The following is a 13927-nucleotide window of genomic DNA, read 5'->3' on the forward strand; positions in this document are numbered from 1 at the left end:
TTGCATCGATTTTCTCGGATCGCGTCAGCGGCCGCGCAGGATCGCGTTCATCCGGCCGGGATCGAGGGGGCCGTCCACGGCGGTAGCGGGCGCCGGAGTTGAGGCCGCCGGGCGCGGCGAGTCTGCGGCAGCCGCGGCGGCGGTCGGACGTCCCTGCGCGGCGGCGATCTCAGCCAGGATGCGGCTCTTGGCCAGGATCGCCGAGAGGCGCGTGGCGCTGTTGAAGCTCGACGGGTCCTTCGGATCGAGGCCGCCCTCCTTGTGCAGGGCGACGCCCGCCACGGAGGCGTCGAACATCAGCGAGCCGGAGGAGCCTCCGAGGGTGTCGCAGCGGTGGCGCAGGTCGGGGCCCTCGCCCTGCTCCTTCACGGCGAAGCAGCGGAAGCGGCTCATCACCTTGGGCCGGCCCAGGGGATGATGGATCACGAGCATGGAACGGTTGCCCGGAACCGCTTCACCCGAGAGCCGGGCGCTGCCGTAGGCGGCGGTCGGGTTGCCGGCGGCGCGGGCGAGGGCGAAATCGAGGGGTGCGTCGAACTCCACCGGCTTCGGATCGATCTCGAAGCGCCGCGAGCCCTGGCCGTCGAGGGTCAGGTAATCCATCAGGATCGACGCCTTGACCGGAGTCAGGTCACCCGATTGCGGCAGGCAGTGGTGGTTCGTCAGCACGTAATCGCCGGGCAGGAGCGTGCCCGTGCAGGAGGCCCCGACCTGCTGGCCGCTGCGATTGTTGCGCAGGACGATGTCCACCCGGCCGATGGGTCGGGCCAGGGCCGCGAGCCCGTCCTTCGGGTCCAGCTCCGCGATCGGCTCGAAGGCGCCCTTGTTGCGGTCGACGTAGGCGGCGGCATCGCCGGTGGTCTGGCGCAGGGGCAACTGGGCCCGGCCGTAATCGGCGGGGTCGAACCCGACGCTCTGCGCCCACGCGCCGTCGGCGGCACACAGGGCGATCACGAGGGAGGCTCCCCGCAGGCGGATTTCCCCCAGGTTCGAGCGGCGTATCCGGTGGCGTGCGGCCATCGCTGTCCTCCTCTCGGCGCCGGGGTTATGCCCGGCGCTCGGCGCTGCGTCAAAAAGCAGCCGTTCCAACCGGAGACCAAAGCTCACCGCACCAGGGCGTGCTCATATCGTTCCGACGACCCGGCGGCGCCCGCATCTGGAATGACCTGGACCGCGTAGACGAGGTTCTGGCGCGCGCCCTCGCGCAGAAAGTAGGCCTGGGCTCCATCGGGCAGCCGGATCGGTGGCAGCGTGGCGGCGGCCAGGGCAGGGTCGACCGCGAGGCGCGCACCGGTGCGCCCGGGGCGGAAGGCGAGGCCGCACAGGTCCGGCGCGAGGCGGCTCGCGCGCAGCTTTCCGGGCGCTTCGGCCGGAATGGTGCGCCGCTCCGGCGGATCCGCTCCGAAGGCGACCCGCCGGCAGGAGGAGCCCGCCGGCGCGACGAGTTCCTCCGCCAGGATGGCGGGCGGGGCCATGTCGGCGCTCATGGTGACGGCCGACGACGTCTCCGCCCCGCGCGGAACAGCCAGGGGCGAGAGGGCGAGCCCGACGGCGACGAGGGCGGCAAGCCCCGCGAGGCCGGCGGCGAGTGCCCGGCGGGGAACGCGTCGTCCGACCGGGGCCGGCACCGCCGGGTGCGCGAGGGCGGCGAGGGCCGCGATCACGGACCCGGAAGGCAGGATCACGGGCGGGCGTGAGCGCCCGAGTTCGCGCAGGGTCCGCTCGGCCTCCGCCGCCTCCGCGCCGGCCGGGAGCAGGACGACGAGCTCGGCCCGCCCCGCCCGCGCCAGGAGATCGCGGGAGCGCTCGATCTTGTCGACGAGGGCGTAGGCGCCGGGAAGGATGGCGAGGTCGAGATCGACCGCGCCGGTCGCCCAGACCACGATCTCGGCCTCGGCGGGGTCGGGGGTCAGCGCGTGCCCCCGTGCCAGGAGCCCGTGTGCGAGGCAGACCGGCGCCTCCCAGGAGCGTCCGGCATCGAAGGAACCGCTGAGCCGCAGTTCGTAGGGGCCGGAATCCAGCCCGGCCAGACGCGACAGCGGTCCGCCCTCGGCCGAGAGTCGCGCGTAGTCGCCCGACCAGGGCAAGGGTCGGTAATCGCCCGCCGCGAAGGCCGCGGACATCGGCAAGCCGGGCCGGGCCTTCAGGGTTTGTAGGATCAGCGGACCGCCCGTCGTCGGGACCACCACCAGGATCGAGGCCGGTCTCATGCCGGGCGCACCGTCACAGCAGGAAGACCGCGCAGGCCGGATCGTGGAGCATGTCCCCGAGGCGGGCCGCCTCCGGCACGGCCGGATCGAAGGCGAGAAGGATCACGCCGTCGACGGGGGACGGCAGCGCCAGGCGCAGGCTCTCGTCGCCGAGGATCGCCTCAATGAGGCGCGGCGGCCGGGTGCCGACGGTCTGCAGGATCAGTAGCGGCGGCGCATCCTCCGTCTCGGCGAGGATCTGCAGGGCGAAGGGCCCGATGCGGCGCGACGAGACCGGTCCGTGCGCGGCGGCGATCGCGAGGGGGGCGTGCGCCAAAGCCTGGCCGGCCAGCAGGGCGCGATAGCGCCGCGCCGTCTCCGGATCGGTCCGGATCGCCCGGACCAACGCCAGATCGACCGGGGCGCCCGGCTCGCGCAGGACATGGGTCCAGAGGATGGCGGCACTCGGGCGGACGCAAGCCGGAGCCGTGCGCAGCAAGCCGCGCGCTGCGTGGATCTCGGCGAGGAGCCGGGCCGCCTCGTCGCTCATGGGCTCACCTTCGGGGCTCATGCGGCGGCCTCCGGCGCATAGGCGCGGGCAAAGGTGTGCGCGAAGACGTCCCGGTCAGCCGCGAAGGCCGGTGCCAGCGGACGCTGCCGGGCGAGCGCCGCCACGGCTCGCTGCAGGCGTCCGACCTCCTCGGCGAGGCGCAGGAGCGCGGCGTCCGCGCGGGCGAAACCCGCCGTCAGCAGATCCGGATCGTCGAAGCCGGCGCGCCGCACTCTGCGGATATCGGCCACGGCAGCGGCGAGGGCATCGCGCACCTCCGGGCCGAGGCCTTCAGCATCCGCCGGCACCCGCAGGGCCGCCGCGATGCGCAGCATCCGGTCGAGATGGGCCGCGAGTGATCCGACCCTCTCGGCCAGGGCCGGATAGGTCTCGGCCTCGGCGCAGGCGACCCGCTCGGCGATGTCGGGGCCGCCGCCGCCCCGGCGAAGGCGGTTGGCGAGACCGGACTGGACCCGCCCGAAGCTGGTCGCCCGGAGGGTCGTGAGAGGCCGGCTGCGGTGGAAGGGTTCGAGGCGCAGGAAATCTCCGAGATCTTCGCGCTCGGCACCGGTCAGGATCTTGGGGCCGTCCGCCAATCCAGCGAGGAGGTCGACCAGGGCCTCGGCGGGCTCGTCCGCCACGAAGTCGGCGAGCGAAGCGTCGAGGCGCTCCTCCCAGCCCGCATGCGCCTCCAGGGAATCGGCCCCAGTGAGGCCGTCGAGGCCTCCGCGCAGGCTCGCGGCAGCTTCGAAGGTGACGAAGTGCTCGGCGATCGTACGGAAGCCCGGCCGCTCGCCCCCCTCCATCTCGGCGCACCAGAAGGCCAGGATGTCGTCGTCCTCGAAATCGGTGCGCCCGCGCAGGTGGCCGAACAGGGCGCGGAAGCGCCGCTCCAGCGTTGCCAGGGGCAGGTGTTCGTTGCGGTAGGCGGCGAGGTGGCGCGCGAGGCGCTTGCCCAGGAAGGCCGCCGCCTCGCCGTCGGGCGCGGCGGCCAGGTCCCCGAACCAGCCGGAGACGGTGGCGAACTGGCCGAGATCCTCGGCCGTCAGCAGGAACTCGGCGAGCGCCAGCAGGCGCGAGAGCCCGGCCCAGGTAGTGCGCCAGCCGGCATCGCCCGTCAGCACCAGGCCGCGCGTATCGAGGGCCGCTCCCTCTGCCCGCGCCTCGCCGAGGCGCGCCGCGATCAGTGCCGGCCTCGCCAGGCCGGGATCGAGCGCCAGGGAGACGAGGTCGCGCCCCTCCGTCGCGGCGGTGAGACGGGCGAGGGCCGCCAGCGCGTGGGCGAGGTCCCAGAGCGGCTTGTCGCGGTTCGGCCGCACCGCGCCGGTGACGACCCGCGCGAGCCAGGCTCGGTCCTCCCGGGACAGGTCGCGTCCCTCGCAGACGGCGGCGAGATCGGCCGCGCAGCGCTCGTCGTATCCGCCGGTCATGTGTCCGCCCGATCCTCTCCGCGCTGTTCCCGACGGGGTTATGGTTAGCGCCTGCCGGGACAAGCGTCACCCCGGACCGATCCGACCGGGATTGCCGCGCGCAACTCGGCTTGGATGCTTGTTCGTGCGTCATTTTCTCTGCCGAACCGGTACCCGCTTCGGCGAACTATGCTCAGCGGCCGATGATGCCCGGTGCGACCGCTCGGACCAGTGCCGCGACATGGCCTGTGGCCACCGCGCCGCTGCCCGCCAGGGCGCGGATCGTCAGGAGGTCGCCGTCGCGCAGGATCACGGCAGTGGCTCCCGCGCCGGATCCCACGGGATAGCTGGTGACCCAGCCGAGGGCCGGTGCCAGGGACAGGCCGGACAGGCGGCAGGCCGGGTTTCTCGCCCGGCACAGGTCTTCGAGTTGGTCGAGGGACGTCTGCCCCGAGCGCACCCGTTCCTCCGTCCCGTCGGTCTGGCGGCCGAGTTGCAGGTCGATCATCGGTGCGCCGTTGCAGTCCGGGCAGGACAGGATGAGCCGCCGGGGTTCGGCCCGCGCCAGGAAGCCGGTGCCGAGCGCCGCCTTGGCCTCGTCGGCGACGGTGGTGAGGTCGCGGACCACGAAACCCTCGGCCTGGGCCTTCACGGCTACCAGGCACAGGAGGGCGAAGACGAGGATACGCATGGGAAAACTCCAGTCTGTGTCGCCCGCGACGACGGCGTCGCGCCTCACCGCACCACGATCCGGGCTGCGGCCTCCGTCACGCCGGGGGTGGCCCGGATCCGCTCCACGAGGTCGAGCACGTCGGTGGGCGACAGCAGCGTCGCGTCGGATTCCGCACCCGGTGCGGCTGCGAGCCAGCGCGCGGCGAGTTCCGGCGGCAGGCCCCCCTCGACTCCGAAGCAGGTGAAGAGATTCTCGAAAGGCTCGCTCGCGACGACCTCGTCGAGGCCGTAGCCGCGCGGGTAGCGCCGGACGTCACCCGCGGTCAGCGGAGCGGCGGAAGCGGCGTTGCCGCGCACCGGCAGGACGACGTAGGCCGTCTCGTCCGGGGCGACGACCCAGCAATACAGGCTCTGCCGCGCCTTCGAGTCGATGCGCATCTCCAAGCGCTGTCCGGCCGTATAGGGCGTGGCGGTCGCCGAGACCGCGAGGCGCCCCCCGTCCGTGCGGGCGGTCGCCGCCAGGTGGTCGAGGAAGGGACGCGGGGTCGGATCGCAGCCGAGTCCCTCGACGCCGATGCGCCGGCGCCCGGTGGGCGCCAGGACCGCGCCGTCGCGCCGGAACTCCAGCTCCATCCAGGCCCGGGGGGCGCCCCCCGCGTCGCGGTCCTGCAGGAAGCGCCCCCGGGCCGTCACCGGCCCTTCGCAGGCGGTTCCCGGGGGCCTTCGGCGGATATCGAGGCGCGCCCCCTTCAGCACGCGGTTGGCGCTGCGTGCCTCGGCGTCCAGCGCGATCGCGAGCCGGTCGGTGAGCACGCCCGCGCAGGTCGAGTGGCCGCCCTCGGCCACGAAGGGGCAGATCTCGACGGCGCCGGCCTGCGGCGCGGCCTGGGCGAAGGCGCGCACCGCCTGCTCCATGACCGCGTCGACATCGGCGACGCCCGGGCCGATCCGGACCGGAACGATGACGGGTTCGCTCGTCGCCTTGCAGGCGGCGCTCCGAGTGATCGCCTGGAGGCGGAACGCCACGGTCCCGCCGGCCCGCCGGGGCTCCACCAGGAACACGCTGGCATCGCCCGCGAAGGCATCGCGGATCTGGGCCTCGGCCTCTGCGCCGGAGAGACCGGTCGTGCCTTCGCGCAGTGCCTTGATCCGGACCACGTCGGCGGCCGCCGCGAGACGCACCCGTCCCGTGGCCTGGAGCCGGGTCTCGGCCGCGAGGCGAACCTCCTCGGCCTGTTCCCGCGACAGGGCGGTCTGGCCGGGCTCGACGCCGACCACCGCCAGGGTGAGGCCGGACCGGCCGGCGCAGGCCGCCACGGCGTCGAGGAAGGGCGCCAGGGCAGCGGTGCCGGGGTCGGCACGGGCGGGGGTCGAGAGAAGCAGGAAGGCGCCCAGAAGTGCGAGCGGGCGGCCGAACCGCGCGGCCTTCCCTTTCCCCTCCGCGGGGCGGAGAAGATTGTGTGACGCCGCTCGCGCAAAGGGCGCAGGCAGGGCCGCGCGCTCGAACCGATCCAGGCTCATTCCGTCTCGTTCGCCTTGGCGTAGAGGTCGAGGGCGCGCACGAAGACCGGGTTGAAGCGACCGTCGAGGGCGCCCGAATAGTAATCGGCCTCCTTGATGGCGCGCTGGACGGCGCGGATCGTCTCTGGCTTCAGTTTCTGAGCGCCGGTATCGGTCGCCGAGACCGAGGCCGCGCCGAGTTCGCCGCGCTTCAGGGCCCGCAGCACCATGCCGGGGGCGCTGACCCCCGGGAAGTAGCGGCCGAAGCCATTGTCGATCAGGGCCGCCATCGTGGCCATGGCGACGGGGTCGCCCTTGTCGGCGGCCTGCCGGAACAGGTCGAGGCCCTGGCGCAGGTCTTTCGGGAAGCCGTAGGCGCCGGTGGTGTAATGCGGCACGAGCTTCGAGATCGAAGCGACGTCGCCCCCCTCGACGGCGCGCTTGTAGAGCGCCACGGCCGCAGCCTCGTTCTTCGGGATGCCGTTGCCGTATTCCAGCATGCGAGCGGCGTTGGCGAGGGCGATCATGTTGCCCCCCTCGCCGGCCTGCCGATAGAGGCGGAACGCCTCGGCCTGCGACCGCTTCACGCCCTGTCCGTTCTCGTAGAGGGTGGCGAGGTTGTTCATCGCCGAGATGCTGCCCGCCTTGGCCGCGCGCTCATAGGCGGCGAAGGCGTCTTTGTAGCGGTCGGCGCGATCGTGGGTGCGGCCGAGCTGATAGGCGAGGCGGCGCAGGTCGGGATGGGCCGCGCTGGCCGCCCGGCACGCCTCGGTGGCGGTCGAGGCTTCGATCCGGCCGAGCTTCACCCCCGTCACGCCCGGCGGCCGGTCGGGATCGTCGGTGCCGGCGGCGAGTTCGTCGCAGCGGCGCACGTTCGGGTCTCCCGAAGCCTCACCGGCTCCGGTGCCCCCGAGATATCCTTCCGCGAGGCCGCGATAGGCACAGACCTCACCGCAGGTCTCGAGGTAGTCGCGGTAGCGCTTGGCTGGGCCGAGGCGGGCCCAGTTCTCCTGGTCCCGGGCCGCCGCATCCCGGCGACGGTCGGTGAACAGCCGTTCCATCGCCCGTTCGCGATAGGCGCAGACCTCGCCGCAGGTGCCGACATAGCCCTCGAAGGCCTCGCGGGTGCCGAGGCCTTCGGCCCGGCGCCAAGCCGCCTCGTCACGGACCAAGGCCACTCCCTTGGCGATCGCTTCCACGGGCAGCGCCGCCTTCAGGACGATCGGGGCGTCGTCGATCTCCGGGACCTGCTCGCGCCCGGAGGTGCGCCGTGCGGCCTCCTCCACCTCGCGCCGCAGGTAGCGCTTCAGTTCGGGCCACGCGACCTGTCCGTCGCCGCCTCCCTGCTGGTCCGTCCCGTCGGCGAGGCCGGACACGCCCATCAGGAAGCGGCTGGTGAGGAGGCCGAGCCGGTTCGTCGCGTCCCAGTTGGCCGGCGTCGCGCCGGAGGTGGCCACCAGGCGCACGATCCCGCTCTCGGCCTTGGGACGGGCGGGCGCGAAGCCGGGCGCGGAAACCGCCAGCAGGCTCTCGCCCTTGCGGCCGGTCTCGCCGGTGAAGCAGGCATCCACCATCACGACGAGCTGTCGCTCGGATCCGATCTTGCGCTTCACGAGGTCGAGGTTGCGGTAGAGGGTCTCCAGGCTGTAGCCGCTCTCGCCCTGGTTGGGGTTGCCGTCCTCCGGAAGCAGGAACGGCTGGCGGGTGGCCAGATCCGGCACCCCGTGCCCCGAGTAATAGACGAAGACGTTCGAGCGACCCTCGCGGACGCTGCGCCAGAGGCGGCCCGATTGCGGGTTCCGCTCGGTCCCGAAGACCTGATTGAACTCGTTGAGGGTGGCGTCCTTCAGGACGAAGACGTTGCTCTCGCGATAGCCGAGCCGCTGGACGAGGTAGGCGCGCATGGCCTCGGCATCGTTGTGGGCGTAATCCACCGGCACCGTCTGCTTGTAGCTGCGGTTGCCGATCACCACCGCGACGGAATCAGCGTTGTCGGAGAAGACGGCCGGGTCGGACGCGGCCCGGACCGGGCCGGAGGCGACGAGCCAGGGAGCGACCTGCGCCAGGATGGCGATGAGTAGGCGGCGGAAGTGCCGCTGTCTCGCCGGTACGGGGGCTTCTGGCCTCATGCGCTCGTCTCCCTGCGTCATGATGGGGGCGTAGGCCGGGGCTCTACCCGGCCGGACCTTGCGAAGGAATCCGGCCGGACCATGGCGTGCCGGGCGCTCACCCGACAAGCAGCCCGACGACGAGGCTGAGCACGGCGAGGTGGATCGGCGAGAGGACCGTCAGCATCGCGCCGGCCCTACGGCAGGTAGAGACCGCGGCCGCAGCGGCGCACACGGCGCGCCTCGACGTAGCCGGTGTACCGGTTGAACACGTCGACGGTGCGATAGAGGCAGTACCGTCCGGAGTTGCGGCCGTTGTAGTAGACTCCGCCGTTGTCGAGATCGACGCCGAGGAATTCGGGGTTGCCCCCCGTGGCCCGGCCCGGCTCCTGTGCCTGCACGGAGCAGACGCTGCCCAGCAGGCCGGCAAGGGTGAGAATCGCGATCATGCGCATCTGACGTCTCCATCATCGAGCGGCTTCGGCCGCCCTCACGGCTCTCATGGGTCGGTCAGAGCCGTTTTCGCGGGCCATCGAGCGGACACCTGCAAATTTCTCGTCGCGCCTCTTCGGAACGGACGCTCGGGGATCGCAACGTCACGACCGAGCATGAGACCACTTGACTTATATCTGATCTGCATCTTAGTTATGTGCATAACGGATATATGGTGCTGTCGTGACCGAAGAGGCCTTTCTCGAAGCCTATGACCCCGCCGCCTTCGCGCGACCGGCACTGACCGTCGATCTCGTGTTGATGGGGCTGCGCGAGGGCCGTCCGGCGGTACTCCTGATCGAGCGCAAGGAGCACCCGCATGCCGGTCGCTGGGCGCTGCCCGGCAGCTTCGTAGGCCTCGACGAGACCCTGGACGGTGCGGCCGGTCGCGTCCTGCGCGAGAAGGCCGGCTTCTCCCCGGCCGAAGCGGCCCGCACGCGCCTGGAGCAGCTCTACACCTTCGGTGCAGTGGACCGGGACCCGCGCATGCGCATCGTCACTGTCGCCTATCTCGCGCTCATGCCGGAGGCCGCCTTCATGGAGGCCCTGGAGAGCGACGCGCGGCTCTCGGCGGCGATCCTCGACGTGCCCTGGGACGGCACGACGGGCGGTATCGTCGAGGCCTTCTCGCTCGGTGACCGCGACAGGGCGACACCGCTCAGCCTCGCCTTCGACCATGCCGAGATTCTCGCCGTGGCGATCCTGCGCCTGCGGGGAAAGCTCGACTATTCCGACGTCGCCTTCGCCCTTCTGCCGGAGGTCTTCACCCTCCGGCAGCTGCAGGACGTGCATCAGGCGATCCTGGGCACGTCCCTGAACAAGCCCGCCTTCCGCCGCCGGATGCTCGACCGGGGCTGGCTCGCACCGACGGGCTCGCGGGAGGGCGGCACCTCGTTCCGTCCCGCCGAGCTCTACCGTTTCCAGGAAATGCCCTGATCCCAGCGTACCCCAGAAGGAGGGTTCCATGGCTACGATCCGCACCATCGGCCCGGTCGCTCAGCTCAGGAGCGAGGCGAGCAGCCACGTCATCCGCTACCGCAACGGTCGGATCCGGCAGAGCGGGCGCGGCCTCGTCTTCTGGTTCCGGCCGGAAACCGCGAGCATCAGCGAACTGCCCATGGACGATCGCGAGATGACGCTGTTCGTGCGCGGCCGCAGCCGGGATTTCCAGATCGTGGTGGTGCAGGGGACGATCGGCTGGCGCGTCGTCGATCCGGAACTGCTGGCGAGCCGGGTCGACTTCTCCCTCGGGCCTCGCACCGGCAAGCCACAGGGCCAGCCGATCGAGCGGATCGAAGCGCGTCTCGGCGGCATCGCCGGTCAGGCGGTCCTGCAGGCGATCGGCGACGATCCGGTGGGCGCGCTCCTCGATGCAGGACCCGAGCCCCTGCGCCTGGCCCTCGAAGCCGTTCTCGGCGCGGCCCCGGCGCTGGCGGAGATCGGCATCGCGGTGGTCTCGGTCCGGCTCACCAACCTCGCGCCGTCGAGCGAGTTGGAACGCGCCCTCCAGACGCCGACCTTCGAGGCCCTGCAGCAGAAGGCCGATGCCGCGACCTTCGCGCGACGCGCCCTGGCCGTGGAGAAGGAGCGGGCCATCGCGGAGAACGAGCTGGAGACGCGGACGGAACTCGCACGGCGCGAAGCGGTGCTCATCGCGCGGGAAGCGGAGAACGCCCGCGACCGTGCCGCGGGGCTCGCCGAGGCGCAGGGTTTGGAGGCGGCGGCGGAAGCGGAGCGCATCCGCCTCGTCGAGGGCGCCCGGGCCGAGGCCGAGCAGCGGCGCGCCGCCATCTACCGCGACCTGCCGCCGGCCGTCCTCCTCGGCTTGGCCGCCCGTGAACTCGCGGGCAAGCTCGAGACCATCGAACACGTCAACGTCACGCCGGATCTTCTGGCGAGTGCCCTCGGCGCTTTCCGCGGGGCTGCCCCGCCGGTCGCGGCACCCTCGATGCCGCGCTGAGGACACCCCCCCATGTCGGTCATCACCCCGCGCGCTGTGTTCGTCGTCCGCGAGACCGATTACGAGGTCCTGCTCGCCCGGCACGCCACCCGCGGCCAGGCCCGCTTCTTCCTGGAGAGTCGAGGCCAGAGTCTCGCCGACGTCGAGGACCGCCACGCCCGCTTCCAGGCCGTGCTCGGGCTGGCGCGGGCCGCAGTGCCGGCGGACTGGCGGCAGGCTCTGGCACGGCGCGCCGACCTCGACCGCTTCCTGTTCGCCCCCGAGGACATCGTCGTCACGGTGGGCCAGGACGGCCTCGTCGCCAACGTGGCGAAGTATTTGCGCGATCAGCCCGTGATCGGCGTCAATCCAGCCCCCGACCTCTACGACGGCGCGCTGGCGCGAATCGCGGTGGAGCGCTTGAGTGCACTGTTCCCGGCCAGCCTCGCCGGGGCGGCTCAGCTGGAACGGCGCACCATGGTGCAGGCCGTTCTCGACACCGGCGAGCAGCTGCTGGCGCTCAACGAGATCTTCGTCGGCCACCGCAGCCATCAATCCGCGCGCTACCGGATCGAGGCGGACGGTGACGCGGAGGACCACTCGTCGAGCGGCCTCATCGTCGCGACGGGGACCGGCCTCACCGGCTGGGCCCGCTCGATCGCGGAGGCGACGCATCTCACCCTCGGCATCGGGACCGAGGAGCCCGCCGTCGGCTACTGGGTGCGAGAGCCGTTCCCGAGCGTCGCCACCGGCACGGCCCTTCGGGCAGGCAAGCTCGCCGGGACGGTCCTCGCGGTCACCTCACGCATGAACGAGGGCGGCGTGGTCTTCGCCGATGGGATCGAGCAGGACTTCATCGCCTTCGACTGGGGCCGCCGGGTCGAACTCGGGCCGGCCGACCGCGCGCTGAACCTGGTGGTTGCGTAAGCCAGCGGGAGGAGCGCAGACCGATGTCCAGCCGGATCGAGGCGCCGTGTCATTCGCTCTCGTCCGGAAGGCGATCCGGCCAGCGAGCCCCTAAGCAACTCGGCCTCCTGGTGCCGACGATACCCGGCGACCCTGCCTGCCCGCGCACGTCGTGCCGTGTCGGCCGGGAGGTTCGGCGTCTGCCGTTCATCGGTCCCAGGCGAAGTAGCGCCGGGCGGCGTCTTGGCCTTCCTCCAATAGCCTCGCCAGCCGCCCGCGCCGGTCGATCAGCCCCCAACGGCCGCCGACCATGGAGGCTGGCTGGCGCCCATCCGAGCGGCAGCCACGGCAGACCAGGGCCTCGCCGCGGGCGTTGAACGGAAACGACCAGTCGAAATCCGTGGCGAGGACCCGGCGCAGGCGCTGGTCGTGGAAAGCGACTTTGCCGGCGTGCCAGCTTCGCACCAATCCCTGCGCGAAGGGGTCCGGCCCATTGTCGAGGGGGAACACCGGCAGCGCCAGCCCATCGCGGCGCGACCAGAGCGCGCCGACCCCGTCGACGACGATCTCCGTCACCCCGCCCCGGAACGGCATGCGCGCGAGGCGGGCGGGGTCGATGCGGACGAATTCTCCCACGCGCCGGGCGCAGTGCTCCAACCGGGCGAAATCCGCGTGGACGTTGCGGCAGGGGAGCGGGTAGGCGCCCGCGTCGCCCGCCAGCACGGCCTGCGGCACGAGGCCGGCCGCCAGGCCGAGGAGAACGAGCACACCGAGCGCACGTCCCCGTGTCCCCCAACTCACCGGAGGCCCCAGCGCCCGGCCGGGCCGGGCTCGCCGGTGGCGTCGTCAACGCATACGCGCCAGCCGCCGCCGTAGGCGACCTCGCAGACGTCCCAGACGAGGCCGGTGTCCGTCCGGGTCGGCACGGCCACGCCCGTGGCGGCAGCGCTCGTTCCCGCCGCGGCGCGTGCGGCGATCACCGCCGCCTGCTCGGGCGTGAGCCGGCTCGTCGCGGGCGCCGGCGCAGCGGATCGGGAGACCGAGCGCCCCAGGATCGTCAGCACGGTTCGGATTCTTCGCATCGTCGGGTGAGCATGGGCGTCCGGCGCGGAGATGTCACCCACCCCGGCGCCGGTAACGAGGGCGAGCCCAGCCGCCACGTTCGGAGGACGAGCCTCGCGCAGGCGCCCCCAGTCGACCGGGTCGCGGTGGACGAGGTGGCTGCAGCTGGAGACCTCGCGCCGGTCAGGCCCTCCTCCACCCCGGCGGCGGGCAGCATCCGCCAGAGCGAGTCTTCAGACCCTCCGGCCGGACCCCGGCAGCGCATCGAGCCCGGGCAGGTGGACGTCTCGGGAAAACTCGTAGGCGTGGGGCACGGCGTCGTCGGTCCCGGCGAGGCGGTACCGCGTGGTGCCGAACCGGCCCTCCGCCGCGAAGGCCGCGCGCACGGGTGACAGGCCGAGGAGCGCGGCGAGACGCGAGGGACGCATGTGGGACGTCCCTATTCCGTGGGTCCTGCGCGGAGCCCGGCCGCTTCCGTCGCGAGGTTGGCGCGGGCGGCCGCCTCCAAAAGGTCGTGGAAGAGCTCGGTCTGGTAGAGGTGCGGCCGGGCAAGGAAGCGGTCGATGACCTGGGCGCGCCCGAGCCGCCATGCCGTTTCGGGAACGGCGGCGTATTCCCGACGGATCGCCGCCGCATAGGCCGCGTAGGCGGCGGGTGGCGCACCGAGCACGGCGAGATCGAGGTCGAGGAGGAGCCGGGTCGCCGGGTCCGCGCTCGGGCCGTGCGCAGCCGTCGCCCGGATCATCGCGGCCGCCGATTGGACGCACGCATCCCCGGAGGCCGGTCCCGCCTCTGCAAGGAGCAGGTCGGCACTGCGGGCCTCGTTGTCGGGGCGGGCGGTGTCGTAGACGGCGTCGTGGAAGACGATGGCGAGGTCGATGGCGTCGCCGTCGAGACCCGCGAAATCGGGATGCGCCCGGACGGAATCGTGCCCCGCGAGCAGTGCCGCGACGTGGGGCCAGCCGTGATAGTGCCGGTCCGCCGCGCCGTATCCCGTGTCGAGGGCACGCCACGCCGCCGCGCCGGGCTTGGCGATGGCGCGTGTCCACAGGGCGTCGAACCGCGCCTGGAGGGATGCGTCCCCGGCTTCCATCCCGCCG

15 protein-coding genes are annotated in these 13927 nt (G+C 72.4%); 3 read left to right on the forward strand and 12 right to left on the reverse strand.

From position 1 onward, the window contains the following. Positions 1-24 precede the first annotated feature (24 nt). From AC0IWM_RS17945 to AC0IWM_RS17980, 8 genes are all read right to left on the reverse strand, one after another. Complete coding sequence (locus AC0IWM_RS17945) at positions 25-1020, reverse strand: trypsin-like serine peptidase (RefSeq protein WP_471757169.1); 996 nt, start codon at positions 1018-1020, stop codon at positions 25-27. An 83-nt stretch (positions 1021-1103) separates the two neighbouring features. Next, a complete protein-coding gene (locus tag AC0IWM_RS17950) occupies positions 1104-2210 on the reverse strand; it encodes a hypothetical protein (RefSeq protein WP_471757170.1) in 1107 nt (368 codons plus the stop codon). 13 nt (positions 2211-2223) lie between these two features. Next, positions 2224-2760, reverse strand: a complete 537-nt coding sequence (locus AC0IWM_RS17955; protein ID WP_471757172.1) for a hypothetical protein — start codon at positions 2758-2760, stop codon at positions 2224-2226. After that, a complete protein-coding gene (locus tag AC0IWM_RS17960) occupies positions 2757-4169 on the reverse strand; it encodes a hypothetical protein (protein WP_471757174.1) in 1413 nt (470 codons plus the stop codon). Before AC0IWM_RS17960 ends, AC0IWM_RS17955 begins: the two co-directional genes overlap by 4 nt. Before the next feature lie 172 nt (positions 4170-4341). After that, positions 4342-4839, reverse strand: coding sequence for a hypothetical protein (locus tag AC0IWM_RS17965; protein ID WP_471757176.1), 498 nt, complete (start codon positions 4837-4839; stop codon positions 4342-4344). A gap of 44 nt (positions 4840-4883) precedes the next feature. Further along, on the reverse strand, positions 4884-6341 hold the full coding sequence (locus AC0IWM_RS17970; protein ID WP_471757178.1) for a hypothetical protein: 1458 nt from the start codon (positions 6339-6341) through the stop codon (positions 4884-4886). After that, on the reverse strand, positions 6338-8449 hold the full coding sequence (locus tag AC0IWM_RS17975; RefSeq protein ID WP_471757180.1) for a caspase family protein: 2112 nt from the start codon (positions 8447-8449) through the stop codon (positions 6338-6340). Before AC0IWM_RS17975 ends, AC0IWM_RS17970 begins: the two co-directional genes overlap by 4 nt. 176 nt (positions 8450-8625) lie before the next feature. Beyond that, entirely contained in the window at positions 8626-8877 is a 252-nt protein-coding gene (locus AC0IWM_RS17980; RefSeq protein ID WP_471757182.1) for a hypothetical protein, read from the reverse strand. A 226-nt stretch (positions 8878-9103) separates the two neighbouring features. On the opposite strand from AC0IWM_RS17980, the gene AC0IWM_RS17985 reads away from it, so the two are divergent. The 3 genes from AC0IWM_RS17985 to AC0IWM_RS17995 are packed head-to-tail and all read left to right on the forward strand — an operon-like array spanning position 9104 to position 11786. Next, positions 9104-9856, forward strand: coding sequence for an NUDIX hydrolase (locus AC0IWM_RS17985; RefSeq protein ID WP_471757184.1), 753 nt, complete (start codon positions 9104-9106; stop codon positions 9854-9856). Between the two features lie 28 nt (positions 9857-9884). Further along, on the forward strand, positions 9885-10880 hold the full coding sequence (locus AC0IWM_RS17990; protein ID WP_471757186.1) for an SPFH domain-containing protein: 996 nt from the start codon (positions 9885-9887) through the stop codon (positions 10878-10880). 12 nt (positions 10881-10892) lie between these two features. Further along, the gene (locus tag AC0IWM_RS17995; RefSeq protein WP_471757188.1) at positions 10893-11786 is read left to right on the forward strand and encodes an NAD(+)/NADH kinase; all 894 of its coding nucleotides are present in this window, start codon (positions 10893-10895) and stop codon (positions 11784-11786) included. 186 nt (positions 11787-11972) lie between these two features. Here AC0IWM_RS17995 and AC0IWM_RS18000 read toward each other — a convergent pair whose 3' ends face one another. From AC0IWM_RS18000 to AC0IWM_RS18015, 4 genes are all read right to left on the reverse strand, one after another. Continuing rightward, positions 11973-12533, reverse strand: coding sequence for a hypothetical protein (locus AC0IWM_RS18000; RefSeq protein ID WP_471757190.1), 561 nt, complete (start codon positions 12531-12533; stop codon positions 11973-11975). Between the two features lie 29 nt (positions 12534-12562). Beyond that, a complete protein-coding gene (locus AC0IWM_RS18005) occupies positions 12563-12829 on the reverse strand; it encodes a hypothetical protein (protein WP_471757192.1) in 267 nt (88 codons plus the stop codon). A gap of 231 nt (positions 12830-13060) precedes the next feature. Continuing rightward, a complete protein-coding gene (locus tag AC0IWM_RS18010; protein WP_471757194.1) occupies positions 13061-13255 on the reverse strand; it encodes a hypothetical protein in 195 nt (64 codons plus the stop codon). 11 nt (positions 13256-13266) lie between these two features. Beyond that, entirely contained in the window at positions 13267-13920 is a 654-nt protein-coding gene (locus AC0IWM_RS18015) for an HD domain-containing protein (protein ID WP_471757196.1), read from the reverse strand. Positions 13921-13927 lie beyond the last annotated feature (7 nt).

The sequence above is a fragment of the Methylobacterium sp. AC433 genome (assembly GCF_979253015.1).

What these genes read in the sequence shown, in the direction of transcription:
- AC0IWM_RS17945 (WP_471757169.1), bottom strand. Translation starts at nt 1,020, where the DNA reads ATGGCCGCACGCCACCGGATACGCCGCTCGAACCTGGGGGAAATCCGC.
- AC0IWM_RS17950 (WP_471757170.1), bottom strand. Translation starts at nt 2,210, where the DNA reads ATGAGACCGGCCTCGATCCTGGTGGTGGTCCCGACGACGGGCGGTCCG.
- AC0IWM_RS17955 (WP_471757172.1), bottom strand. Translation starts at nt 2,760, where the DNA reads ATGAGCCCCGAAGGTGAGCCCATGAGCGACGAGGCGGCCCGGCTCCTC.
- AC0IWM_RS17960 (WP_471757174.1), bottom strand. Translation starts at nt 4,169, where the DNA reads ATGACCGGCGGATACGACGAGCGCTGCGCGGCCGATCTCGCCGCCGTC.
- AC0IWM_RS17965 (WP_471757176.1), bottom strand. Translation starts at nt 4,839, where the DNA reads ATGCGTATCCTCGTCTTCGCCCTCCTGTGCCTGGTAGCCGTGAAGGCC.
- AC0IWM_RS17970 (WP_471757178.1), bottom strand. Translation starts at nt 6,341, where the DNA reads ATGAGCCTGGATCGGTTCGAGCGCGCGGCCCTGCCTGCGCCCTTTGCG.
- AC0IWM_RS17975 (WP_471757180.1), bottom strand. Translation starts at nt 8,449, where the DNA reads ATGAGGCCAGAAGCCCCCGTACCGGCGAGACAGCGGCACTTCCGCCGC.
- AC0IWM_RS17980 (WP_471757182.1), bottom strand. Translation starts at nt 8,877, where the DNA reads ATGATCGCGATTCTCACCCTTGCCGGCCTGCTGGGCAGCGTCTGCTCC.
- AC0IWM_RS17990 (WP_471757186.1), top strand. Translation starts at nt 9,885, where the DNA reads ATGGCTACGATCCGCACCATCGGCCCGGTCGCTCAGCTCAGGAGCGAG.
- AC0IWM_RS17995 (WP_471757188.1), top strand. Translation starts at nt 10,893, where the DNA reads ATGTCGGTCATCACCCCGCGCGCTGTGTTCGTCGTCCGCGAGACCGAT.
- AC0IWM_RS18010 (WP_471757194.1), bottom strand. Translation starts at nt 13,255, where the DNA reads ATGCGTCCCTCGCGTCTCGCCGCGCTCCTCGGCCTGTCACCCGTGCGC.
- AC0IWM_RS18015 (WP_471757196.1), bottom strand. Translation starts at nt 13,920, where the DNA reads ATGGAAGCCGGGGACGCATCCCTCCAGGCGCGGTTCGACGCCCTGTGG.